Source organism: Curtobacterium sp. AB7, from assembly GCF_044909335.1.
Lineage (GTDB): Bacteria > Actinomycetota > Actinomycetes > Actinomycetales > Microbacteriaceae > Curtobacterium.
Genome location: NZ_JBIYED010000001.1, coordinates 530,632 through 552,909, shown reverse-complemented (window position 1 = coordinate 552,909; position 22,278 = coordinate 530,632). Strand labels below are relative to the sequence as shown.

Here is a 22,278-nt window from a genome sequence, read left to right as displayed (position 1 = left end):
GTTGCGGCGCTTCGGCCTGTGCTTGGATGGTCGCTCAGGTGTCTGCGGCCCGTGTCGGGGAGGGACCCGATGCCGGACGACGGTGTCAGACCGCGCACCGCAACGAGGGGGAACACCATGACGAACACGCCGCCGCCCTACCCGGGGTCCGAGCCGCAGCCGAACGCCGGCCCGCAGCAGCCCGGCCCGCAGCAGCCCGGCCAGCAGCCCTGGGCGCAGCAGCAGCCGGGCCAGCAGCCGTACGCGCAGCCCGCTCCCGCCGGGGCCCCCTACGCGCCACCGCCCAAGCAGTCCCGTGGCAAGCGCGTCCTCATCTCGCTGCTCGGCGTCGTCGTCGCGGTGGTCGTCGCGTTCCTGGTCCGCCAGGCGCTCACCGCCGCGTTCAGCGACTCGACGGAAGAAAAGGTCTCGAAGGCCGTCGTGCAGATCCGCGAGCAGAGCGACCTGCCGAAGCAGGTCGACTCGGTGACGTCGTGGACGGGCGTCGAGGCCGAGGGCAACGCGATCCACTACGACTACACGGTGTCGTCCAGCGTCGACCCCGCCTCGATCACCGAGAGCGCCATCCGCGATTCGGTCGGCCCGACGCTCTGCTCGAACAGCGACACGAAGGACCTCCTCGACGAGGGCGTCGACATGCGGTACACCTACGCGTTCGACGGCACCTCGAAGACGCTCGACACGACCTTCACCAAGGCCGACTGCTCCTGACCCGTCGAGGGTGGGGCGGTGCTGTCCCCTGTCCCGCCCTCGTCGGTCCGGTCGGTACGCGGTTGTGCGTGGTGCGGTGTGCACCGTACCTGGTGCGCCGTACTGGGCTGCGATGTGCACGGCTCTCGCCATGGCGCTGCCCGCTGCGCCGACAGGTGACCGGATTGCCCGCCGGTCGTCGGGTCCGTACCCGCCCCGGTCCGTCTACCGACGCACCGCCCGTTGCTCAGTCGACCAGGGTGACCTCCCAGTTGGTGCGCTGGACGACCGCGTCGAGTTCGCGGATCTCCTTCGCCAGGGCGTCGGCCCGCGACCGGAGCTCGGCGGTCGGCAGCGCGGCGAACGTGCGGAGTTCGCTGCGGAGCTGTCGGTAGCCGCCGTTCGTGCCGGCCGTGGCGTCCGCCGCTCCGGTGACGAGCGCGTGCCGCAGCCGGAGGGCATCGCGTCGGGCGAGCAGCGCGGTGACGGTCTGTCCGGAGGCGACGGTGGTGCTGGCGTTCGTCGCGTTGATGCGGGCGAGCAGGACCTCGAGCGCGTCGATCGACCGCTCGGCCTCGGCGAGGAGCTCACGGGCGTCCTCGTCGGGCTCCTCGCCCTCTTGGAAGCGGGCGTTCGCGGCGATGCGGCCGCGCAGTTGTTCGATGCGCTTCTGCAGGTCGGCGCGCTCGATGAGGGCCTCGGCGAGTTGCATGCGGCCAGTCAACCAGCCGAGGGCTCGGCGCGGCGCGCGCCGACCCCTACGCGGTCGCGGCAGCCGCTGCCGTCGCCGCGGCGGGCAGGGCGTCGAGGATGCGTCCGACGGCCCGCTCGTCGTGGGCGGCCGTGACGAACCACGCCTCGAACACGCTCGGCGGCAGGGTCACGCCGGCGTCGAGCATCGCGTGGAAGAACGGCGCGTACCGGAACGCGTCCTGCGCCCGCACGTCGTCGTAGTTCCGCGGTGCGGTGTCCGTGAAGGCGAACGAGAACAGGTTGCCGGCCCGCTGCACGGTGTGCGCGACGCCCTCGGCGGACAGCGCGTCCGACGTGGCCGCGGAGATGACCGAGGCCGTGCGGTTCAGCGACTCGTACACCGACGGCGTCGCGGCCCGGAGCGTGGCGATGCCCGCGGCGACGGCGAGCGGGTTGCCGGACAGGGTGCCCGCTTGGTACACGGGGCCGAGCGGGGCGAGGAAGTCCATGACCTCGCGTCGGCCGCCGAGCGCGGCGAGGGGCATGCCGCCACCGATGACCTTGCCGAACGTGATCAGGTCGGGCTTCCAGCCGGCGCCGTCGGGGACGACCTTCGACGCCTCGAGGCCCCACCAGCCGGCCGATCCGACGCGGAACCCGGTCAGGACCTCGTCGACGATGAGCAGCGCCCCGTGCGCCTGCACGATCTGCGCGAGCGCGCGGTTGAACCCGCGCTCGGGAGCGAGCACGCCCATGTTCGCCGCGGCGGCCTCGACGATCACGCCGGCGATGCGCTCGGAGTGCTCGTCGAACGCGCGGCGGACGGCGTCCAGGTCGTTGTACGGCAGCACCAGGGTCTGCGCCGCGGTCTCCTCGGTGATGCCCGCGCTGCCGGGAAGGGCCAGGGTGGCGACCCCCGAACCAGCCTCGGCGAGCAGGGAGTCGGAGTGCCCGTGGTAGTGCCCGGCGAACTTCACGAGCAGGTCGCGGCCGGTGTAGCCGCGGGCCAACCGGATCGCCGTCATCGTGGCCTCGGTGCCGGTCGACACCATGCGGAGCTTCTCGATGGGGCCGTCGCCGTCGACCGACACCCGCTGCTTCACGAGCTCGGCGAGCTCGGTCTCGCCCGGGGTCGAGGCCCCGAAGGACAGTCCGCGCGCGGCAGCCTGCTGCACGGCCTCGACGGTACCGGGGTGCGCGTGACCGAGGATCGCGGGGCCCCACGACGCCACGAGGTCGACGTACTCACGTCCCTCGGCGTCGGTGACGTACGCTCCCTTCGCCGACACCAGGAAACGCGGAGTGCCGCCCACCGATCCGTAGGCACGGACGGGCGAGTTCACGCCGCCGGGGATCGCGTTCTTGGCACGGCCGAACAGCTGGTCGTTCGTGGTCATTCGGGGGCCTTCCCGGTCGAGGCGATGCCGGCGACTGCGGCGGTGGTGCCGGAGGTGCGGAGACCGGCCTCCTGGTTGAGCTTCCGTGCGATGTCGACGGCGAAGTAGGTCAGGATCGCGTCGGCGCCGGCACGCTTGATGCCGATGAGCGACTCCATCGCGGCGGCGTCGCGGTCGATCCAGCCGTTCTGTGCGGCTGCCGTGATCATCGCGTACTCGCCGGAGATCTGGTAGGCCCAGACCGGCACGGGCGACGTCGCAGCCGTCTCGGCGAGCACGTCGAGGTAGCTCATCGCCGGCTTCACCATCACGACGTCGGCGCCCTCGTCGACGTCGAGCGCGACCTCGCGCAGCCCCTGCCGACCGTTGGCGGCGTCGATCTGGTAGGTCCGCCGGTCGCCGACGAGCGACGACGACACGGCCTCGCGGAAGGGTCCGTAGAAGGCGGACGCGTACTTGGCCGCGTAGGCCAGCAGCGCGGTGCCGGTGTGCCCGGCGACGTCGAGCGCGTCACGCGCGGCGGCGATCTGGCCGTCCATCATCCCGCTCAGGCACACCAGTTCGGCGCCGGCCTCGGCCTGCGCGACCGCCATGTCGCGGTAGCGCAGCAGGGTGGCGTCGTTGTCGACCGTGCCGTCCGCCGCCAGGACACCGCAGTGGCCGTGGTCGGTGAACTCGTCGAGGCACAGGTCGGACTGCACGACCAGGTCGTCACCGACCTCCTCCTTCGCCACGCGGATGGCGACGTTGAGGATGCCGTCGGGGTCGGTCGCCCCGGATCCGGTCGCGTCCTTCGTGGTCGGCACGCCGAACAGGTTCACGCCCCCGATGCCCTGGCCGGCGGCCTCGACGAGTGCGCGACGGAACGAGTCGAGCGAGTGCTGCTGCACGCCCGGCATGCTCGAGATGTCGACGGCGTCGGTTGCGCCCTCGCGGATGAACATCGGCAGCACGAGCTCGGCTGGGTGCAGCCGGGTCTCGGCGACGAGCCGTCGCATCGCGGGGGTGGCGCGGAGTCGACGGGGGCGGACCTGGGGGAAACGGCCGGTCACGGGTGGCCTTCCTGTTCGGGGGTGGTGGGGTTCAGGGCCTCGACGACGGCGTCGAGCAGGGCTTCTGCGGACCGGGTGGGTCCGACGACGTGGACCGGCAGTCCGGCCGCGCGCGCGTGGGCGGCGGTTCCGGGGCCGATGCAGGCCACGAGGGTGCGGGGGTCGAGCGGGGTCATCCGGCGGGCGATCTCGCGGGCGACGCTGCCGCTCGTCACGAGCACCGCGTCGGGCACCGCGTCGAGGGTGATCGGCTCGTCGCCGGTCCCCACGGTACGGTACGCGACCACGTCGTCCACGTCGATGCCGCGGGCCCGCAGCCCGTCGACGAGCGTCGGCGCGGCGATCTCGGACCGCGGGAAGAGCACGGTGCCGTCGGTGTCCGGCAGGGCTTCGACGAGGGCAGCGGCCGAGGCCTGCTCCGGCACGAGGTCGACGACCCAGCCCGCAGCACGCGCGGCACGGGCGGTCGGCTCGCCGACCACCGCAACGCGGACACCGGACGGGAGGCCCGCCACGCGTTCTGCGAGCACCGTCACGGCGGTCGCACTGGTCACCACCACCCACGCGTACCCTGCCAAGCGGGCGACGGCACGGTCGAGGGGGCCGTCGTCGAGCGGCGGCTCGGTCGCGATGAGCCGGACGATCCGCGGGTCGAGGCCGCGCTGCCGAGCCGCCGCCGCGACGCGCTCGCCCCACGCGCCACCCCGGGGGATGACGACGACGGGAGCGGGCGTGTCCGTGACGGGCTCTACTTCACCGAGTCGGCGAGGTCCGCCAGGTCGCCGGCACCGTTCTCGAGCAGCTCGGCGGCCACGCGGCCGCCGACCTCGAGTGCTTCGGCAAGGCGGTCCTGTGCGGATCCCTCGAGCACGGCCGCGTGCGACGCCGTGCGGTACTCGGCGCCGTCCGGGCTGTAGACGGTGGCGGAGACGAGCAGGAGCTCGGCGTCCACGACCGCGGTCGCGCCGATCGGGGCGGAGCAGCCGGCCTCGAGCTTCGCCAGGACCTCGCGCTCGGCCGACACCGTCAGGCGGGTCGGGGCGTGCTCGATCTTGCGCAGGGCGGCGAGCAGGTTCGTGTCGGTTTCACCGGCACGGGTCTCGATCGCCAGCGCGCCCTGTCCCGGAGCGCTCGGCCAGAAGCCGAGGTCGAGCAGTTCGGTGGCGGCCGACAGCCGGTCGATGCGGGTGAGCCCGGCGGCGGCGAGCACGACGGCGTCGAGGTCGTCGTCCACCCGGCCCAGGCGGGTGTCGATGTTGCCGCGGATGTCGATGACGTCCAGGTCGGGGCGCTTCGCCTTGAGCTGCGCGACGCGACGCGGTGAACCGGTGCCGACCTTCGCACCCTCGGGCAGGCTCTCGACCGTGGCGCCGTTCCGCGCGACGAGGACGTCGCGGGCATCGGCACGCTTCGGCACGGCAGCGATCGTCAGGCCCGGGTACGGCGCGGTCGGCAGGTCCTTGAGCGAGTGCACCAGGACGTCGACCTCGCCGGCGACCAGGGCCTCGCGCAGGGCGCTGGCGAACACACCGGTGCCGCCCAGCGACGCGAGCGATGCGCGGTTCGTGTCGCCCTCGCTCGTGACCGTGACGAGCTCGACCGGACGACCGGCCGCCGCTGCCAGGCGGTCGGCGACGTCCTGCGACTGCGCGACCGCGAGCCGGCTGGCGCGGGTGCCCAGCCGGATCGGGGTCGGAGCGTCGGTCACGGGGCGACGCCGGCGGCAGCGGGCTTGAAGCCAGCGCGGACGTTCTCGCAGCAGCCCGGGCGGCAGACGTCGTACCAGGGACCGATGTCGGTCAGGTGCGGACGCTCACTGGTCGGGGTGCCGTTGACGCGCTCGAGCACCAAGTCGACGAGTCCGGAGACGTAGGCCGGGTCGACACCGGGGGTCTGCGTGCGGACCGACCAGAAGCCGAGCTCCTGCGCGGTCTCGGTGGCTTCCTCGTCGAGGTCCCACATGACCTCCATGTGGTCGCTCACGAAGCCGAGCGGGACGATGAGCACGGCGCGGGTTGAGCCGCCCTTGAGCTCCTCGTTCATGTAGTCGTTGATGTCGGGCTCGAGCCACGGCTGCGTCGGGGGGCCGGAGCGCGACTGGTAGACGAGCTTCCACGCGGGCTTGGACGTGCCCTGCAGGTGCGCGTGCTCGGGCTGCTCGAGCAGCTCCGCCCACGCCTGGTCGAGGACGACCTGCGCGACGGCGAGGTGCTGGGCCTCGTAGGCGCCGTGCTCGTCGAAGCCGCGGTAGTCCGGGCCGGACTTCGCAGCGTCGGTCGACGGGATCGAGTGCGTCGAGAACAGCACGTGCAGCTCGGTCGCGACGTCGAGCCCGTCGTTCTCGGCGATGGCCCGGGCCATGCCGTCACGGACGCCGTCGACGAACGGACGGACGAAGCCGGGGTGGTCGAAGAACTGCCGGATCTTGTCGATCTCGATGGTGCCGAGCAGACCGGTCTCGTCGAGCACGCGCGCGTAGTCCTCGCGGTACTGGCGGCAGCTCGAGAACGACGAGTAGGCGCTCGTGGCGATCGCGATGAGCTTGTTGTAGCCCTTGTCGGCGGCCTCGGTGAAGGCCTGCTCGAGGTAGGGCTCCCAGTTGCGGTTGCCCCAGAGCACCGGCATGTCGATGCCGCGCGATGCCAGCTCGGCCTCGAGTGCCGCCTTCAGTGCGCGGTTCTGCGCGTTGATCGGGCTCACGCCGCCGAAGTGCCGGTAGTGGTGCGCCACCTCCTCGAGACGCTCGTCCGGGATCCCGCGGCCGCGGGTGACGTTGCGCAGGAAGGGGATGACGTCGTCCTGGCCCTCGGGGCCACCGAAGCCGGCGAGCAGGATCGCGTCGTACGCGGTCGGGACCTCGACGTGCTCCGGACCGGAAACGGCCGCCGGGGTGGCGGCGAGGACGGGCTGACCGTTCGTGATCAGGCTGGTGTCGGTCATGACAGCACCTCCGGGAGTTCGGCGGTCGTCACGCGACGACCCGTGAAGAAGGGGACCTCTTCGCGCACGTGCAGACGGGCCTCGGTGGCACGCAGGTCGCGCATGAGGTCGACGAGGTCGACGAGCTCGGGGCTCTCGAGCGGCAGGATCCACTCGTAGTCGCTCAGGGCGAAGGTGGCGATGGTGTTCGTGAGGACACGGCGGTACTTGGCGCCGGCGATCCCGTGGTCGCGCAGCATCTTCGAGCGCTCGTCCTCGGGCAACAGGTACCACTCGAAGGATCGGACGAAGGGGTACACCGTGATCCACGCCTCGGGGTCCTTGCCACGCAGGAACGCGGGGGTGTGCCGTTTGTTGAACTCGGCTTCGCGGTGCATCGCCATGACGTGCCACACCGGCTCGGTGTCCTGGAACAGCCCGGTGCGGCGGATCTCGCGCAGCACGGCCTGGATGACCTGCGCGTCGTCGCCGTGCAGCCAGATCATGACGTCGGCGTCGGCACGGAAGCCGGAGACGTCGTAGAAGCCACGGACGGTCACCCCGCGCTCGGCAGCGGACGCGATGACGGCGTCGAGCTCGGCCACGGCGTCGTCACCGACGCGGTGGACCGGGCCGAGCGGCCTGCGGAACACGGCCCAGAGGGCGTACGCCGTCATGAGGTTGGGATCGATCCCCGTCGCGGGGTCGGTCTCGTGCGGAGAGGTGTGCGCAGTTGCAGGAGCGGGCGCGTCGGAACTCATGGATCCTTTGTCCTATCGGTTGCCAGGGTTGTGGCCGCCCCGCACCCGGTGGACCGCGCTCGGGCGGTCTACCGCCGTCGGAGCACCATCACGACGATACCCCCGACCACCGCTACTCCGGCTGCGAGCCCGGCCAGGTACGGGACCGGCTTCTCGTCGATGCCGCGCTTGACCTTCGACGCCGCGATGCCGATCTGCTTCGGCACGTTGAGCTTGTCCTCGATCGCGTCGAGGGTGTCGAACAGCTGGGCGCGGGTCGCGGCGACGCGGTCTGCGAGATCGTCGTGCGGATCGGTCACGGTTCCTCCGTCGGTGGTGCGGCTGTCGGGGCTCAGAACCGGCCGCCGACGTCCGGCTTGCGGCTGCCGTACTGGTTCGGCGGGGTGGGCTTCTTGCCCATCCCCTTCACCGCGTTGATGTCGTTCTTGACGCTGTCGATCGTGCGCTTCGGCGTGATCGGGAGGCCCTTCTGCAGGCGCTTCCAGCCGATCCACCCGAGGATGGCGGCGACGATCAGCATCACCACGGCGATCACGAGCGCTGCGAGCCAGGCCGGCATCACGGTCGCAAGGCCCATCACGGCGGCGGTCAGGAGCACGCCGATCGCGTAGAGCACGATGACGAGCGCACCGACCAGCAGCCCCGCTGCGAGCCCGAAGATCTTGGCCTTCGTGAGCATCTCGGCCTTGAGCAGGTCGATCTCGCCCTTGACCAGGCCCTTGACGAGCTTCGGGACGTCGCCCACCAGACCGAACAGCGAACGCGACTTGCGGTCGCGGGTGTCGGTCATGAGGTGGTGGTGTCCTTCTTCTGGCCGACCTTGCGGACGGCCTTCTTCGTCGTCTCACCGATGAACTCGGCGACGTCCGGGGTCTTGTCGGCGATGAAGTCCTCAGCGACGTGCACGCCCTTCTGGACGCCGTTGCTGTTCCAGACCTTGCCGCTGACGGTCTTGATCTGCTCGTACCGCGCCCGTCCGGCTCGCGATCCCAGGACGTACCCGAGTGCGGCGCCGGCGACGAACAGGAGCTTTCCGCGCATGTGCGATTCCTCCGTTGGTTCAGTGTGCGGTGGTCATGCGTCGAACGGAATACGTCCGACGGTCTCACCAACAGTAGCCCCAGGGCGCTCCGGGGTCCGCTCAGGAATCCAGGATCTGTCCAGCGGCGGTGCGGGCGGCCGCGATGATCCCGGCCAGGCCCCGACCGGTCGCGACCTCGCCGACACCGATGACGCCCGCTCCGAGGCCGGCAGCGGTCAGGTCCGGACCGTGCCAACGGACGCGCGCAGCGCCCACGACGTGCGTCGCCGTCAGGGGGACGCCGAGCAGCGTGGCCGCGTCGTGCAGCGCCCGGGTGCCGACGGGTCCGTCCGGGTCGACCGGGAGGCTCGTGGCCGCGTCGTCCGGACCGCTCGCGCCGTGCGCATCGGTCGCGACACCGGGCGTCGCGTAGCTCAGGCGCAGCACGTGACGGCCCGCAGCCGCCTCGGCGAGCCACGGCCACTTCACCGTCGCGTGCGTCAGGGCCTTCGCCGACACGGCCTGCGCGTCCGGGTGCACGAGCATCCCGGTCCCGCGGGGGGCAGCGTCGAGTTCGGGCTGGTCGACGACGAGCGTGACGAGCTCGATGCCGGTCCGGTCCGGCGCCTCGGTGCGCTCGGGATCGGGCACCGACGAAAGAGTGTAATGGGCGGGCAGGCGTTCGACCGTGCCGTCGGCGGAGACGACCTCGACCGCGTGCGCCTCGATCCGGGTCGCCCGGGTGTGCAGCCGGACGTCGACGCGGTAGGTCTCCATGTCGGCGACGAGTTCGTCCACGAGCCGGACGATCCCGCCGCGGATCCCCTGCACCGGGGTACCGGCGGCAGCACGGGCCCGGAGTGCCAGGACCGCGCGGGCCAGCGAGCCCTCGCGGAGCAGTGCTGCACGGAGGCCGGGAGCCACCCGCTCGGGGTCGAGCTGGTCCGGGTGGGTGGAGTGCACCCCGCCGGCGATCGGAACGACCAGGTCGTCGAGGACCCGCGCCCCCATGCGCCGCCGGACGAGCTCGCCGAGGGACTCCGCCTTGGCGCCGACGGGTCCGGGCAGCAACGAGTCCATCTGTGCGCGGAGTCCGCCCTTCTGCCCGACGACGGCGAGCACGTCGGCGGCCATCGGCGTGCTCGGGATGCCGAGGAGCCCGGTCGCGGGGATCGGCGACGTCCGGCCGTCACGGGTCATCAACCAGGCGCCGCGCGGGTCCGGAGCGACGACGTCGTTGCCGAGCCCGAGTTCGATCGCCAGGCGGCCGACGGCGTCCGTGCGGGTCGCGAAGGAGTCCGCCGCCATGTCGAGGTCGAGGCCGCCGACCGTGTGCCGCCGGATCATGCCGCCCAGCACGCCGGACGACTCGACGAGCACGACGTCCGCGCCGCCCTTCGCCAGGTCACGGGCCGTGACGAGTCCGGCGATCCCGCCGCCGACCACGACGACGTCGGTCACGCGGCAGTCCCGTCGGTCCCGTCACCGAGCGAGTGGACCAGCTCGACGACGCGCGTCAGCACCGTCGGGTCGGTCTCGGGCGGCACACCGTGGCCGAGGTTCACGACGTGCGCGCGGGCGGCGCCACCGCGGCGGACGACCTCGCGCACATGCGCTTCGAGGACCTCCCACGGGGCCGCGAGCATCGCCGGGTCGATGTTGCCCTGCACGCTCACGCCGGTGCCGACGCGGCGGACGGCGTCGTCGAGCGGGAGCCGCCAGTCGACCCCGACCGCGTCGACGCCGACCGTGTCGGTGCCGAGCGTGGTCATGTCGGCGAGGACCTCGCCGCTGCCGACGCCGAAGTGGATGCGCGGCACGCCCAGGTCGGTCACGTGGGACAGCGCCTGCGCCGAGTGCGGCGCGACGTACCGGACGTAGTCGGCGCGCGACAGCGATCCGACCCACGAGTCGAAGAGCTGTGCGGCCGAGGCCCCGGCGAGCACCTGGGCCCGGAGGAACGCCCCCGACACCTCGGCCGCCCAGGCCAGCAGCCGCGACCAGGTCTCCGGCTCCGCGTGCATGAGGGTGCGTGCGCGGATGTGGTCCTTCGACGGGCCGCCCTCGACCAGGTACGCGGCGAGCGTGAAGGGTGCGCCTGCGAATCCGATCAGCGGGGTGTCGCCGAGCTGCTCCACCGTGCGGGCGACCGCCTGCCGGATCGGCTCGAGTGCCGCCGGGTCCAGCGGCTCGAGGGCGTCGACGTCCGCCGCGGTGCGGATCGGTGAGCCGAGCACGGGGCCGCGACCGGGCACGATCTCGACGTCCACGCCCGCGAGCTTGATCGGCACGACGATGTCGCTGAAGAAGATGCCGGCGTCCACCCCGTGCCGGCGGACGGGCTGCAGCGTGATCTCCGACGCCATCTCGGGGTCGAGGCACGCGTCGAGCATGGCCGTGCCCACCCGGAGCTCGCGGTACTCGGGCAACGACCGACCGGCCTGCCGCATGAACCACACCGGCAGCGTCTCCGGACGGTCACCCCGCAGGGCCCGGACGAGGCGGGACCCACTCGTCCGCCCTGATGCCAGGGGGTGGGAGTCGGGGAGGGATGTGGTCGTCACGTCGGTCACCGGATGATTGTCCCATCGAGCGCGTTACCATTGGCTACGTGCTCATCTGTCTCACGGCGTCGCATCGCAACGCCAGCTTCGACCTCTTGGAGCGACTGAGCATCGCTGCCCCGGCCGCAGCAGGCCACCTCGTCACGGATTCCGACGTCCTGGACGGCGCCGTCGTCCTCGCCACCTGCAACCGTTTCGAGGCCTACCTCGACATCGCCGGCGACGACCGCGACTCCGCCGTCGCCGCCACCGTGCAGGCCGTGGCCGCCGCGAGCGATCTGGACGCCACCGAACTGCGTGATTCGGTCAACGTGCTCGGCGGCAAGGACGTCGTGCAGCACCTGTTCGCCGTGTCGAGCGGACTCGAGTCCGTCGTCGTCGGCGAGACCGAGATCTCCGGGCAGGTCCGCCGGTCGCTGGAGGACGCCCGGAGCAACGGCACCACCACCTCGGACCTCGAGCGGCTGTTCCAGGAAGCCGCCCACACCTCGCGCGGCGTCAAGACCCGCACCCGGATCGGGGCCGCCGGTCGTTCGCTGGTGCGCCTCGGCCTGCAGCTCGCGTCGTCACGCGTCACCGACTGGGCGCACACCCGGGTGCTGCTGATCGGCACGGGCAGCTACGCCGCGACCACCATCGCAGCCCTGCGCGACCGCGGCGCCGTGCACATCCAGGTGTTCTCCCCCTCGGGCCGTGCCGCCTGGTTCGCCGCGAAGCACGACCTCGTCGCCGCACGTGACCTGCGCCACGCGATCGGCACCAGCGACGTCGTGATCACCTGCACGTCGAGCGAGGTCCCGGTCGTCGCTCCGGCCGACCTCGACGACGGCATCCGTCGCATCGTCATCGACCTCGGACTCCCCCGCAACGTCGACCCGGCGGCTGCCGGTGTGGACGGCGTCGAGCTGCTCGACCTCGAGACCATCAGCCTGCACGCCCCGATCTCCGAGCTGAACGCCGAGTCCGAGGCCCGCGCGATGGTCGACGACGCCGTGTCCCGCTTCCGGGCGCAGGCACTCGAGCAGTCGACCACCCCAGCCCTGGTCGCCTTCCGCAAGCACGTGTTCGACATCCTCGACGACGAGATCGACCGTGCGAAGCGCCGCGGGGACGCCGACGGCGAGTCCGCCGAGCACACCGAGCGGGCGCTCCGGCACCTGGTCGGCGTCCTGCTGCACCGCCCCTCCGTCCGGGCACGTGAGCTCGGCCGCGCCGGTCGTGGCGAGGAGTTCGTCGGGGCCATCGACGCCCTGTTCGGCGTGCGGCCCGAGCCCGAGGCGGAGCTGCCGGCGCCCGTCGTCCCGCTCGCCGATCGCACCGCCCTGGACCCGACCGTCTCGGAACGCGACGACCAGGCGGACGCGAGCTGAGCCTCCAGACAGGCTCGCAACCACCCACGCTGCGTGTCAGTGCGCTCCTGCTGATCCGTGATCGACGGGTGCTGATGGTGCGCGCGCGAGCGCGCGACGTGCTCTACCTGCCCGGTGGCAAGGCCGAACCGCACGAGACCGACCTCGACGCCGCCATCCGCGAAGCACACGAGGAGACCGGCCTGCGGGTCGCCGCCGAGGACGTCGACCCGTTCGGCGTCGTCCTCGAGCCGGCCCACGGGCAGGCGCCCGGCACGATGGTCGCGATGACGCTGTTCCTGGTCCGACCAGGAGGCCCGTTGGACTCCGCCACGCCCGTCGCCTCGGCCGAGGTGGACGAGGTCGAGTGGGTCACCTCGGCGGACGCAGATCGCTGCCCGCCAGCGGGCGTGGAGACGCTCCGCCGCCTGGTGGCGGCGGAGCGCATCGACTAGTCGTCAGGCCTTGTCGGTGTCGGTGTACTCGCCGACCTCGCCGTTCTGGGCCGGCTCGGCCTCACCCGGGATGTCCGAGTCGACGTACTCGCCGTCGGGTCCGGTTCCGGTCGGACGTGTCTCCCCGGGGATGTCGCTCGAGACGAACTCCCCGATCGGCTCCGTCGACTCGACGTGCCCCTCGCCCGGGATCTCGCTGTCCGTGAAGGCACCTGCGCGGGTCTCGACCCCGTCCGCGCGGCCCTCGTCGCCACGTGCCTGTTCGTGCTTGCCCGTCATGTCCGACCTCCGCTGCTCGGGTTCCTTGCTCCGGAGTGTGCTCGCGGTCCCTGGACGCCGACCGAACCGCGATCTCCCGGTGGTGGTTGCCTGAGCACCATGCAACGCAGCAGCCGATCGAAGTTCCTGCTCGCCGTCACCGGGCTCGTCGCAGTCGGGGCGTTGGCGGGTTGCGCCTCGGGCGGGGAACCCTCCGCCACCGAGACGGTGACCGCACCCGCGCCGTCGCCGTCCGCGTCGTCGTCCTCGTCGGCTTCGTCGTCGTCCGCGACCCCGTCGTCCGGCGCTTCGGCATCGGCCGGTGCCGGTGCTGGGTCCCCCGGATCCGGGTCGTCGGGATCCGGGTCGGCCGCTGGCAGTCGCTGTACCGCGTCCTCGCTCGCCGCCAGCATCGAGCCGGGCAGCGGCGGTGCGGCCGGCAGCGTCATCGTGCACCTCGCCCTGCGGAACACCGGTTCGGCGACCTGCACGCTGCAGGGGTGGCCGGGCGTCTCGTTCGTCGGCGGTGGCAACGGCAGTCAGATCGGTGCCGCGGCGACGCAGGAGAAGAGCTCACCGCACCCGACCGTGACCCTGACCGCCGGGCAGACCGCCGTGGCCCCGCTCAAGATCGTCCAGGCCGGGAACTACTCGAAGGCCGACTGCTCGCCGAGGACCCCGGACGGCTTCCGCGTGTACCCGCCCGGATCCGAGCAGTCGCTGTTCGTGAAGGACACCGACCACCAGGCGTGCTCGTCCGCCGATGCGTCCGTGCTGTCCGTGCAGGCGCTCGTGCCGGAGGGACAAGCGACGTCGTAGCGGACGATCAGCGGGTGGTGACCACGAGTTTCCCGGAGCGAGCCCCGTCCTCCATGTCGCAGTGGGCCTGCACGATGTCCTCGAGCGGGTAGACCTTCGCGATCGGTACCGTCGTGGTCCCTGCTGCCACGGCGTCGAGGAAACCCTGCAACACCGGTGCCGGCAGGTCGCTGGCTGCACCGGAGTACGCGGTGAGTCGGACCCCGTTGGGGATCACGTCCATCGGGTAGAAGTCGGGGATGGTCCAGACATCGGAGAGCATCCCGGTGAAGGACACGGTGCCGTGGACGGCGGTGGCCCGCAACGTGTCGGGCAGGGTGTCGGTACCGATGAGCTCCACGGCACCGTCGATCCCGGCCGGCACGATCCGGCGGACCGCGTCGGCGATGCTGCCGGTGTCGATCACGACGTGGTCGGCGCCTGCGCGGTGCAGCCGCTCGGTACGGTCCGGGTTGCGGCTGGTGGCGATGACGGTCATGTTCTGCTGCTTCGCCAGGACGATGCACGCGAGCCCGACCGACGAGGTGCCGCCACGGACCAGGAGCGTGTCGCCCGGCTGCGCGTCCACACCAACCGTGAGGGAGCCGTGCGCGGTCTGCAGCATCTCGGGGACGGCACCGATCGTGGCCCAGTCGAGGGTGCTCGTGAACGGCACGACGCTGCTGGCCGGAACGAGGGTGTACTCGGCGTAGCCGCCGTCGTGGTCGCGGCCCATCCCTCCCATCAGGGCGGCGACCTGCGTTCCGACCGCGTACTCGCCGCCGGGTGCTGCCACCACGGTCCCCACCGCTTCGATCCCGGGCACCCGCGGGAAACTCCCGAAGTGCCCCATGCCCCGGCGGAAGTGCAGCTCGGATCGGTTCAGGCCGAAGGCCTCCACCCGGATCAGCACCAGGCCCGGAACGGGGATGGGTACCGGGACCTCACGCAGTCGCAGGACCTCGGGACCACCGGGCGCATCGATGACCACGGCGCGCATCGTCGCCGTCATCGCGCGCCCTCCAGCGCGGCCTGCAGCCGCCCGAGGGCGGCAGTCGCGGAGGCGATCGCCTCGACGTCAGCGGCGGCGAGCACGGTGTCCAGCGCCGCCTCGAATCGCTCCTGCGCCACGGCGACGGCCTCCCGACCCCGGAGTGAGAGGGTGCTGCGCACGCTGCGGCGGTCACCCGGATCCGTCGCTCGTTCGACGAGACCGTCGGCGGCGAGTCGGTCGAGGAGACGACTGGCCGCTGCGATCGACGTGCCGACCCCGGTCGCGACGTCCTGCACACGCGCTCCCGTCGGCGCCGCGTCGACGACGCGCAGGACCTCCAAGCGGGCCAGGCTCAACACGCCCTCCCCGCGCATCCGCCGCTCCACCGTGTTCCACAGATCGGTCTCGTGCCGTACCAGGGCGGTGAAGTACGCGCGGGCACGAGATCCTCGCTCGTTCCCGGCTGTCTCGCTGCGGGAGGTCGGTTGCACGCTCATGCGGCGATCCTACCCTCGTTGCTTGCTATGTAAAGTAGTCGGCTCACGCACGCTCGCTCCGTCGACAGGACCACCATGACCACCGACACCCACACCGCCATGCAGCGATTCGTCGACTTCATCAACACCGGCGACGCGTCGATCGGCCGTCAGGTGATCTCACACGACGCGGAGTTCCTCACGCCGTTCTCGCCGGAGCCGTTTCGTGGCCTCGAGGGGTACCTGCAGATCCTGGCGATCATGCGGAGCGCGTTCTCGGACGTCCAGTGGCGCATCGAGCGGCTCGTCGTCGAGGGCGACGCCGTCGCAGCGCGGTTCGAGCTCCGGGGCACGCACGACGGCGACTTCCTCGGGACAGCCCCCACCGGGCTGCCGGTGGCCGTCCACGCGAGCAACTTCTACCGCTTCGCCGACGGCCTGATCGTCGACGAGGTCGGGCAGCCGGACTTGATGGGGCTGCTCGGTCAGATCGGGGCACTCCCGTTGTCCGTCGTCTGAACTCCACAGAACGCCGGCAGGATGGTCACCGTGGCCAGCACGATCAGGGACGAACGACCATGCACGGACGAGGTCGTGGCGCTGTACGACGCCGTCGGGTGGACCGCCTACACCGATGATCCCGCGGCCCTGACGGCTTCGATCGCCGGATCCCACTCGGTGCTGACCGCCCGCGACGCTGCCGGTCGGCTGCTCGGTCTCGTCCGCACGATCTCCGACGGGGTGACCGTCGTGTACGTGCAGGACGTGCTCGTCGTGCCGTCAGCGCATCGGCTCGGCATCGGCGGTGCGCTGCTCGATGCGGTGCTCCGTCGGTACGAGGGCATCCGGCAGACCGTCCTGCTGACCGACGCCGAACCGGGCCAGCGGGCCTTCTACGAGTCGCGCGGGTTCATCGAGGTGCACGACGTCGAGCCGCGGCCGCTGCGCTCGTTCGTGCTGCTCCGCTGAGCGGAACGACACCGCACCGACGTGGGACTGCGCCCGCCCGGATCAGCGGTGGGCGGGGGCGTGCACTGCCTCGAGCAGTTCGGTTCCCATGGTCCGCAGCGCCTCGATGACGGCCAGACGCCGCTGCAACGAGGCGTCGTCGAACGTCACCGTCACGGCGTAGCTGACCGACGACCCGGGCCCCCGCAGGATCCCGGCCTCGGCGCGGACGCCCGTGCTCGATCCGGTGACCGCGACGACCTGCAACCCGTGGTCGAGCGCACGGTGCGCCAAGGGGTCGAGGCCGAACGAGCCGGCGACCAGGTTCAGGTCACTCGCCAGCGACAGCCAGCCGAGCACCCGGTTCGAGACCGCTTCGTCCACGACCTCGCCGAGCGCCAGTCCGCGCATCACCCACGCGAGCTCACCCGTCGGGGCCACCGAGGCATCCGGGGCGTCGTCCGGACCACGACGGTCGCGCACCCGGTCGATCAGCGCGGTCCGCTCGATGCCGAGCGACTCCGCACGCTCGCGGACGGCGTCGATGCCGACCGTCGACAGCAGTGCGTTCATCGCCCACGTGTCACCGGTGGCACCGACCAGGGTCGCCAGGTCGGGTACCTGCATCGTCGGCTCCTGCAGGAACTGCCACAGGCCGGCACCGGTCGCGGTGTCCCGCGCCATGCGCTGGAGGCGGTCGCCGTGCAGGCGGCCGTCCTCGAGCTGCGCCGCGACCTCGATCAGCAACAACACGCGCCCGAGGCTCGCGACGGGCTGCACCAGGGTGTCGTCGACCGCGAGCAGGGCCTTGCCGGTCGAGGTGTCGATCACCGACGCGCTGACCCCGGCGCCGTCGAGCGCCAGGGCACCGAGGGCCTCGGTCGTGGCGCCGAACCGGTCGTCCGGCCGACCGGTGTGCCGACCGCGGACCCGACCGCCACCACCCGAGCGATCCTCCGGCCGCCGACGGCGTGACGACCGAGCCGCGTCCGGCTCCACCATCACCAGATCGCGACGCGCTCGGCGGGGTCGAGGTACATCGCGTCCTTCTCGGTCACGCCGAACGCGTCGTAGTAGCCGTCGATGTTGCGGACGACCTGGTTGCACCGGAACTCGTTCGGCGAGTGCGGGTCGATCGACAGCAGGCGCGCGGCTTCCTCCGGACGGATCGCCATCTGCCACGCCTGGGCCCAGCTCAGGAAGAACCGCTCGGCACCGGTCAGTCCGTCGACGACCGGGGGCTCCTGGCCGTCGAGCGACAGCAGGTACGCCTTCCACGCGATCGACAGGCCACCGAGGTCGCCGATGTTCTCGCCGATCGTCAGGGCACCGTTGACGTGGCCGTCCGGCACCTCGGTCGGGACGAGCGCGTCGTACTGGGCGATGAGGGCCTTCGTGCGCTCCTCGAACGCCGTGCGGTCGGCCTCGGTCCACCAGTTCTCGAGCTTGCCGTCGCCGTCGTACTGCGAGCCCTGGTCGTCGAAGCCGTGCCCGATCTCGTGGCCGATGACGGCACCGATCGCACCGTAGTTCGCGGCGGCGTCGCGGTTCGCGTCGAAGAACGGGAACTGCAGGATCGCCGCGGGGAACACGATCTCGTTGAAACCGGGGTTGTAGTACGCGTTGATCGTCTGCGGGGTCATGAACCACTCGTCGCGGTCGATCGGCTTGCCGATCTTGCCGAGCTCGCGGTCGACCTGGAACGACGCGACGGCGCGGACGTTCGCGACGAGGTCGTCGGACACGACCGGCAGCGCCGAGTAGTCGCGCCACTTGACCGGGTACCCGATCTTCGGCGTGAACTTGTCGAGCTTGTCGAGGGCACGGGCACGGGTCTCGTCGGTCATCCAGTCGAGCGCCGTGATGCTCTGCCGGTACGCCTCGACCAGGTTGGCGACGAGGTCGTCCATCGCAGCCTTCGAGGTCTCGTCGAAGTGCTCCTGCACGTAGATCCGGCCGACGGCCTCGCCCATCGCGCCCTCCACCAGGGAGACGCCGCGCTTCCAGCGCTCGCGCTGCTTCGGTGCTCCGGTGAGGGCGGTGCCGTAGAACGAGAAGTTCGTGGCCGAGAACGCGCTCGTCAGGTACGCGGCCGAGCCACGGATGACCTGCCAGCGCAGCCAGTCCTTCCAGACCTCGAGCGGCTGGTCGCGCAGCAGCTCGGCCAGGCCCGTGATGAACGACGGCTCGCGCACCACGACGGTCTCGAACGCCCCGGCCGGGGCGTCGATGGCCTGCCACCACGTCTGCAGGTCGATGCCCTCGGCGAGCGCCGCGACCTCGGCCCACGGCAGCTTGTTGTAGGTCTTCTGGCTGTCGCGCGTGGTGACGTTGTCCCAGTGCTTCGACGCCAGAGCGGTCTCGAGCGCGATGACGTGCTCGGTGCGGTCGCCGCCGTCCTCGAACCCGGCGAGCGGGAACATCGCTGCGACGAACTCGCGGTACTTCGTGCGGATGTCGGCGAAGCGCTCTTCGCGGTAGTAGGACTCGTCGGGCAGCCCGAGGCCGGACTGCTCGAGGAACACGACGTAGGACTCGGGGTCCCCCGGGTCGTTGTCGACGAAGAGCTGCAGGAAGCTCGGCAGGCCGAGGCGCTCGAAGCGTCCAACGGTGGCGATGAGCTCGGGCACGGACTCGATGGCCGTGATCTCGGCGAGGAGCGGCTCGATTGGTGCAGTGGCGAGCTCTTCGAGCCGTGCTTCGTCGGTGAAGGAGGAGAAGAGGTCACCGACCTTGCGTTCCTCGGTGCCGGGGGCGGCCTGCTGCGAGCGCTCGATGATCGCGCGGACGGCGAGTTCGGCGGCCTCGGCCAGCACCGTGAAGGAGCCGTACCGGGCCTTGTCGTCGGGGATCGGCGTCGCCTCGATCCAAGTCCCGTTCACGTGGCGGTACAGGTCGTCCTGGGGGCGCACCGCGGGGTCGAGTTCGTCAGTGTGGATGCCGGAGGCACGTGCGACGTCGGTCATGCGGTCCACGATAGCCACCGACGCCATGCAGCAGGTCGGTGTCCGTCGTCACCTGCGCACGGCTGCCGGTACGGTCATCGCATGGGACTTCCGTGGAAGCTGCACGGCGACGGCAAGACCGTCTCCGCGACGACGATCGTGGCACCGGACGAGCGACTCACCTGGGGCCGGACGATCGGTCTCGGCGTGCAGCACGTCGTCGCGATGTTCGGCGCCACCTTCCTGGTGCCGCTGCTCACCGGCTTCCCGCCGTCGACGACCCTGCTCTTCAGCGGCATCGGCACGATCCTGTTCCTGCTCATCACGGGCAACCGGCTGCCGAGCTACCTCGGGTCGTCGTTCGCGTTCATCGCGCCCATCGGCGCCGCCACGAAGATCGGCGGCATCCCCCTCGCCCTGTCGGGCATCATCGTCGTCGGTGCACTCCTGGCGATCGTCGGGCTCGTGGTGCACCTGGCCGGCGCCGGCTGGATCGACCGCCTGATGCCGCCGGTGGTGTCCGGCGCGATCGTCGCCCTGATCGGCTTCAACCTGGCTCCGGCGGCGAAGAACAACTTCACGGCAGCCCCGGTCGTCGCGGTCATCACCCTCGCCGCGATCATCCTGGTCACCGTCCTGTTCAAGGGGTTGATCGGTCGCCTGTCGATCGTCATCGGCGTCCTCGTCGGGTACGTGGCGGCGCTGATCGGCGGCCAGGTCGACTACTCCAAGGTCGACGCGGCACCGTGGATCGGCCTGCCGACGTTCACCGCTCCCGCGTTCGACCCGTCGCAGCTCGCGATCTACCTGGCGTTCGTGCCGGTCGTGCTGGCGCTCGTCGCCGAGAACGTCGGCCACGTGAAGGGCGTCGGACAGCTCACCGGCCGTGATCTCACGCCCCTCACCGGTCGCGCGCTCTTCGCCGACGGCGTCTCCACGGTGCTGGCCGGCGTCGGCGGCGGCTCCGCCACCACCACCTACGGCGAGAACATCGGCGTGATGGCCGCCACCCGCGTCTTCTCCACCGCCGCGTACTGGGTCGCTGCGATCGCGGCCGTCCTGCTCGGCCTCTCCCCGAAGATCGGTGCGGTCATCTCCTCCGTCCCCGCCGGCGTGCTCGGCGGTGCGACCACCGCCCTCTACGGCCTGATCGGTGTCATCGGCATCCGGATCTGGGTCGAGAACCGGGTCGACTTCTCGAAGCCGAAGAACCAGCTGACCGCCGGCATCGCGCTCATCATCGGCATCGCCGACTTCACGTTCGCGTTCGGCCAGGCGAGCTTCGGCGGCATCATCCTCGGCACCATCGCCGCGATCGTCGTCTACCACCTGATGGACCTGATCGGGCGGGCGCGCGGCACCGACGAAGCGACGCCCGCTGCCTCAGAGGAAGCGCACGCCGCCACCGGCGCCGTCCCCGCCGAACCGCGCGTCGACTGACGCAGGACGGCGGCTGGACGAGACCCGTCGCCTGAACACGTGGGACCACCGGACGGGAGGCCCGTGGCGGCGCCGCCACGGGCCTCCAGTCCGTCATGACGCACGTCGACGACGTGGGCCGGCCTTGGCACCCACGTCCAGTCATGCGGTCACGACCGCGACGGCGCTAGCGTCGGACCGTGACTGACTTCGTCCGCTACCAGAGCGCGGTGCCCAACCGACGTGGTCGTTTCCCCGGGATCTTCGCGCTGACCAACGGTCTGCGCGCGGCCGGAGCCCTCTCCGACACCGACGACCGCTGGCTGGTCGCCGCGAACCAGCGAGCAGAGGGGCTGTACGTGGACCCCTCGACCGTGGAGACGCGGCTCTTCGACGAGGCACGCAATCCAGGGACGCGATCCTGGTTCCGGACGAGTGCCACGGCCCTGCTCACGATGAGCGCGGACTACCTCGACCTGCTCGACCGGTACGGAGTCGCGTGGGTGGAGCTGCGGACCAACAGCCCTGGACGGATCGCCTACCAAGACGACGTGCAGATCGTGGCAGTGCCGCTGACCCACCCGTCGGACTGGCCGTTCTGAGCCGGTGTGCTGAGATTGCACGATGAGCACGCACCTCGAGCGCACGCGCACCTTCACCGCGATGCACGTCCCCGGCGCACCGGTCGTCCTGCCGAACGTGTGGGATGTCGTGTCCGCACGCATCGTCCTCTCGGCCGGGGCGGATGCGATCGCGACGACGAGCGCCGGCGTCGCGTGGTCACGCGGCCACCGCGACGGCAACGATCTGACCCGGGACGGCGCGCTGGACGCCGTGCGGCCGATCGCAGCGGCAGTCGACGTCCCGTTCACCGCCGACATCGAGCGCGGGTACGGCGAGACACCGGGCGACGTCGCCTCGACCGTGTCCGCGTTCCTCGAGCTCGGAGTCTCCGGCGTGAACATCGAGGACTCCCTCCGGCCGGTGGCGGAACAGGAGGACCGCATCCGCGCAGCCCGCCAGGCTGCGGATGACGCCGGCATCCCACTCTTCGTCAACGCTCGGATCGACACCCACCTGCTGGGCGTGCCCGGGAGCGACGTCTGGGTGGAGGAGACGCTCACCCGTGCGAACGCCTACGCCAGGGCCGGCGCCAGTGGCGTCTTCGTGCTCGGAGCGCTGTCGGCCGCCACGATCTCGATGCTCGTGGACGCGATCGAGCTGCCCCTCAACGTCGCGTTCGGGCCCGGGACCCTGTCGGTCGGTGACCTCGCACGGGCGGGGGCGAGCCGGGTCAGCGCTGGATCGGCCATCGCCGAAGCCTCGTACAGCGTCGCCAGCGACTGGGCTGCACAGATGTTCGGCACGCCGGGTGCTGTCGTCTCGGCACCACCGACGCTCGGCTGGGCCGCGATCAACGAGGTCGTCCGCGACTGAACTCGCGAAACGCGGGACCACCGGACGGGAGGCCCGTCACGACGTCAGCCGAGGACGGGAATTGGGTTCTGATCACCCAGACCGGGAACTTGCTCGATCCCA

Annotated in this window: 26 protein-coding genes; 9 read left to right on the top strand and 17 right to left on the bottom strand. The window is 71.3% G+C overall.

Annotated features, from left to right (window positions below; translation table 11 throughout):
* Nucleotides 1-117: 117 nt before the first annotated feature.
* Nucleotides 118-711, top strand: coding sequence for a hypothetical protein (locus tag ABH929_RS02830; protein ID WP_111083775.1), 594 nt, complete (start codon nucleotides 118-120; stop codon nucleotides 709-711).
* Nucleotides 712-937: 226 nt separating this feature from the next.
* Here the strand turns inward: ABH929_RS02830 and ABH929_RS02825 are convergent, their stop codons facing one another.
* From ABH929_RS02825 to hemE, 12 genes are all read right to left on the bottom strand, one after another.
* Entirely contained in the window at nucleotides 938-1,402 is a 465-nt protein-coding gene (locus ABH929_RS02825) for a DIP1984 family protein (protein WP_205463545.1), read from the bottom strand.
* Nucleotides 1,403-1,448: 46 nt separating this feature from the next.
* Entirely contained in the window at nucleotides 1,449-2,780 is a 1,332-nt protein-coding gene (hemL, locus tag ABH929_RS02820; RefSeq protein ID WP_404560041.1) for a glutamate-1-semialdehyde 2,1-aminomutase, read from the bottom strand.
* A complete protein-coding gene (gene hemB, locus ABH929_RS02815; RefSeq protein ID WP_404560040.1) occupies nucleotides 2,777-3,832 on the bottom strand; it encodes a porphobilinogen synthase in 1,056 nt (351 codons plus the stop codon). Before hemB ends, hemL begins: the two co-directional genes overlap by 4 nt.
* Nucleotides 3,829-4,545, bottom strand: coding sequence for a uroporphyrinogen-III synthase (locus tag ABH929_RS02810; protein ID WP_404560469.1), 717 nt, complete (start codon nucleotides 4,543-4,545; stop codon nucleotides 3,829-3,831). Before ABH929_RS02810 ends, hemB begins: the two co-directional genes overlap by 4 nt.
* Before the next feature lie 35 nt (nucleotides 4,546-4,580).
* Complete coding sequence (gene hemC / locus ABH929_RS02805; RefSeq protein WP_194647159.1) at nucleotides 4,581-5,540, bottom strand: hydroxymethylbilane synthase; 960 nt, start codon at nucleotides 5,538-5,540, stop codon at nucleotides 4,581-4,583.
* A complete protein-coding gene (locus tag ABH929_RS02800) occupies nucleotides 5,537-6,772 on the bottom strand; it encodes a ferrochelatase (RefSeq protein WP_404560039.1) in 1,236 nt (411 codons plus the stop codon). Before ABH929_RS02800 ends, hemC begins: the two co-directional genes overlap by 4 nt.
* The gene (hemQ, locus tag ABH929_RS02795) at nucleotides 6,769-7,512 is read right to left on the bottom strand and encodes a hydrogen peroxide-dependent heme synthase (protein ID WP_228509865.1); all 744 of its coding nucleotides are present in this window, start codon (nucleotides 7,510-7,512) and stop codon (nucleotides 6,769-6,771) included. The genes ABH929_RS02800 and hemQ overlap by 4 nt, the downstream gene beginning before the upstream one ends.
* A gap of 68 nt (nucleotides 7,513-7,580) precedes the next feature.
* A complete protein-coding gene (locus ABH929_RS02790; protein WP_111083767.1) occupies nucleotides 7,581-7,811 on the bottom strand; it encodes a DUF3618 domain-containing protein in 231 nt (76 codons plus the stop codon).
* A gap of 32 nt (nucleotides 7,812-7,843) precedes the next feature.
* Nucleotides 7,844-8,302, bottom strand: coding sequence for a phage holin family protein (locus tag ABH929_RS02785; protein WP_263055086.1), 459 nt, complete (start codon nucleotides 8,300-8,302; stop codon nucleotides 7,844-7,846).
* A complete protein-coding gene (locus tag ABH929_RS02780; RefSeq protein WP_017887727.1) occupies nucleotides 8,299-8,553 on the bottom strand; it encodes a hypothetical protein in 255 nt (84 codons plus the stop codon). The genes ABH929_RS02785 and ABH929_RS02780 overlap by 4 nt, the downstream gene beginning before the upstream one ends.
* Before the next feature lie 100 nt (nucleotides 8,554-8,653).
* A complete protein-coding gene (locus tag ABH929_RS02775; RefSeq protein ID WP_404560038.1) occupies nucleotides 8,654-9,994 on the bottom strand; it encodes a protoporphyrinogen/coproporphyrinogen oxidase in 1,341 nt (446 codons plus the stop codon).
* The gene (gene hemE / locus ABH929_RS02770; protein ID WP_404560037.1) at nucleotides 9,991-11,097 is read right to left on the bottom strand and encodes a uroporphyrinogen decarboxylase; all 1,107 of its coding nucleotides are present in this window, start codon (nucleotides 11,095-11,097) and stop codon (nucleotides 9,991-9,993) included. Before hemE ends, ABH929_RS02775 begins: the two co-directional genes overlap by 4 nt.
* 47 nt (nucleotides 11,098-11,144) lie before the next feature.
* Between hemE and ABH929_RS02765 the strand changes: the two genes are divergently transcribed.
* Together ABH929_RS02765 and ABH929_RS02760 are read left to right on the top strand one after the other, a co-directional pair.
* Entirely contained in the window at nucleotides 11,145-12,467 is a 1,323-nt protein-coding gene (locus ABH929_RS02765; protein WP_404560036.1) for a glutamyl-tRNA reductase, read from the top strand.
* Entirely contained in the window at nucleotides 12,464-12,901 is a 438-nt protein-coding gene (locus ABH929_RS02760) for an NUDIX domain-containing protein (protein WP_404560468.1), read from the top strand. The genes ABH929_RS02765 and ABH929_RS02760 overlap by 4 nt, the downstream gene beginning before the upstream one ends.
* Nucleotides 12,902-12,904: 3 nt before the next feature.
* On the opposite strand, the gene ABH929_RS02755 is transcribed toward ABH929_RS02760, so the two are convergent.
* Nucleotides 12,905-13,180, bottom strand: coding sequence for a hypothetical protein (locus ABH929_RS02755; RefSeq protein WP_205463534.1), 276 nt, complete (start codon nucleotides 13,178-13,180; stop codon nucleotides 12,905-12,907).
* A 99-nt stretch (nucleotides 13,181-13,279) separates the two neighbouring features.
* Between ABH929_RS02755 and ABH929_RS02750 the strand changes: the two genes are divergently transcribed.
* Nucleotides 13,280-13,978: a DUF4232 domain-containing protein gene (locus tag ABH929_RS02750; protein ID WP_404560035.1), complete on the top strand. Its 699-nt coding sequence runs from the start codon at nucleotides 13,280-13,282 to the stop codon at nucleotides 13,976-13,978.
* Between the two features lie 7 nt (nucleotides 13,979-13,985).
* Here ABH929_RS02750 and ABH929_RS02745 read toward each other — a convergent pair whose 3' ends face one another.
* Together ABH929_RS02745 and ABH929_RS02740 are read right to left on the bottom strand one after the other, a co-directional pair.
* Entirely contained in the window at nucleotides 13,986-14,969 is a 984-nt protein-coding gene (locus ABH929_RS02745; RefSeq protein ID WP_404560034.1) for a zinc-binding alcohol dehydrogenase family protein, read from the bottom strand.
* Nucleotides 14,966-15,448, bottom strand: coding sequence for a MarR family winged helix-turn-helix transcriptional regulator (locus ABH929_RS02740; RefSeq protein WP_263055091.1), 483 nt, complete (start codon nucleotides 15,446-15,448; stop codon nucleotides 14,966-14,968). Before ABH929_RS02740 ends, ABH929_RS02745 begins: the two co-directional genes overlap by 4 nt.
* Nucleotides 15,449-15,523: 75 nt before the next feature.
* Between ABH929_RS02740 and ABH929_RS02735 the strand changes: the two genes are divergently transcribed.
* A complete protein-coding gene (locus tag ABH929_RS02735) occupies nucleotides 15,524-15,946 on the top strand; it encodes an ester cyclase (protein ID WP_263055092.1) in 423 nt (140 codons plus the stop codon).
* Between the two features lie 30 nt (nucleotides 15,947-15,976).
* Entirely contained in the window at nucleotides 15,977-16,396 is a 420-nt protein-coding gene (locus ABH929_RS02730) for a GNAT family N-acetyltransferase (protein ID WP_263055093.1), read from the top strand.
* Between the two features lie 42 nt (nucleotides 16,397-16,438).
* On the opposite strand, the gene ABH929_RS02725 is transcribed toward ABH929_RS02730, so the two are convergent.
* The gene (locus ABH929_RS02725; protein WP_404560033.1) at nucleotides 16,439-17,377 is read right to left on the bottom strand and encodes a serine hydrolase; all 939 of its coding nucleotides are present in this window, start codon (nucleotides 17,375-17,377) and stop codon (nucleotides 16,439-16,441) included.
* A complete protein-coding gene (locus ABH929_RS02720; RefSeq protein WP_404560032.1) occupies nucleotides 17,377-19,341 on the bottom strand; it encodes a M13 family metallopeptidase in 1,965 nt (654 codons plus the stop codon). The genes ABH929_RS02725 and ABH929_RS02720 overlap by 1 nt, the downstream gene beginning before the upstream one ends.
* Before the next feature lie 81 nt (nucleotides 19,342-19,422).
* Here ABH929_RS02720 and ABH929_RS02715 point away from each other — a divergent pair, with 81 nt between their 5' ends.
* From ABH929_RS02715 to ABH929_RS02705, 3 genes are all read left to right on the top strand, one after another.
* Nucleotides 19,423-20,760 carry a uracil-xanthine permease family protein gene (locus tag ABH929_RS02715; RefSeq protein ID WP_404560031.1) on the top strand — a complete coding sequence of 446 codons (1,338 nt, stop codon included), beginning with the start codon at nucleotides 19,423-19,425 and terminating at the stop codon, nucleotides 20,758-20,760.
* 179 nt (nucleotides 20,761-20,939) lie between these two features.
* Nucleotides 20,940-21,341, top strand: coding sequence for a hypothetical protein (locus ABH929_RS02710; RefSeq protein ID WP_404560030.1), 402 nt, complete (start codon nucleotides 20,940-20,942; stop codon nucleotides 21,339-21,341).
* Between the two features lie 22 nt (nucleotides 21,342-21,363).
* Nucleotides 21,364-22,176: an isocitrate lyase/phosphoenolpyruvate mutase family protein gene (locus ABH929_RS02705; RefSeq protein WP_404560029.1), complete on the top strand. Its 813-nt coding sequence runs from the start codon at nucleotides 21,364-21,366 to the stop codon at nucleotides 22,174-22,176.
* Nucleotides 22,177-22,278: the final 102 nt, after the last annotated feature.

Excerpts from the sequence above, each read along its gene's own strand:
- ABH929_RS02830 (WP_111083775.1), top strand. The coding sequence starts at position 118 with ATGACGAACACGCCGCCGCCCTACCCGGGGTCCGAGCCGCAGCCGAAC.
- ABH929_RS02825 (WP_205463545.1), bottom strand. The coding sequence starts at position 1,402 with ATGCAACTCGCCGAGGCCCTCATCGAGCGCGCCGACCTGCAGAAGCGC.
- hemL (WP_404560041.1), bottom strand. The coding sequence starts at position 2,780 with ATGACCACGAACGACCAGCTGTTCGGCCGTGCCAAGAACGCGATCCCC.
- ABH929_RS02800 (WP_404560039.1), bottom strand. The coding sequence starts at position 6,772 with ATGACCGACACCAGCCTGATCACGAACGGTCAGCCCGTCCTCGCCGCC.
- hemQ (WP_228509865.1), bottom strand. The coding sequence starts at position 7,512 with ATGAGTTCCGACGCGCCCGCTCCTGCAACTGCGCACACCTCTCCGCAC.
- ABH929_RS02785 (WP_263055086.1), bottom strand. The coding sequence starts at position 8,302 with ATGACCGACACCCGCGACCGCAAGTCGCGTTCGCTGTTCGGTCTGGTG.
- ABH929_RS02780 (WP_017887727.1), bottom strand. The coding sequence starts at position 8,553 with ATGCGCGGAAAGCTCCTGTTCGTCGCCGGCGCCGCACTCGGGTACGTC.
- ABH929_RS02755 (WP_205463534.1), bottom strand. The coding sequence starts at position 13,180 with ATGACGGGCAAGCACGAACAGGCACGTGGCGACGAGGGCCGCGCGGAC.
- ABH929_RS02750 (WP_404560035.1), top strand. The coding sequence starts at position 13,280 with ATGCAACGCAGCAGCCGATCGAAGTTCCTGCTCGCCGTCACCGGGCTC.
- ABH929_RS02745 (WP_404560034.1), bottom strand. The coding sequence starts at position 14,969 with ATGACGGCGACGATGCGCGCCGTGGTCATCGATGCGCCCGGTGGTCCC.
- ABH929_RS02740 (WP_263055091.1), bottom strand. The coding sequence starts at position 15,448 with ATGAGCGTGCAACCGACCTCCCGCAGCGAGACAGCCGGGAACGAGCGA.
- ABH929_RS02735 (WP_263055092.1), top strand. The coding sequence starts at position 15,524 with ATGACCACCGACACCCACACCGCCATGCAGCGATTCGTCGACTTCATC.
- ABH929_RS02725 (WP_404560033.1), bottom strand. The coding sequence starts at position 17,377 with ATGGTGGAGCCGGACGCGGCTCGGTCGTCACGCCGTCGGCGGCCGGAG.
- ABH929_RS02720 (WP_404560032.1), bottom strand. The coding sequence starts at position 19,341 with ATGACCGACGTCGCACGTGCCTCCGGCATCCACACTGACGAACTCGAC.
- ABH929_RS02715 (WP_404560031.1), top strand. The coding sequence starts at position 19,423 with ATGGGACTTCCGTGGAAGCTGCACGGCGACGGCAAGACCGTCTCCGCG.
- ABH929_RS02705 (WP_404560029.1), top strand. The coding sequence starts at position 21,364 with ATGAGCACGCACCTCGAGCGCACGCGCACCTTCACCGCGATGCACGTC.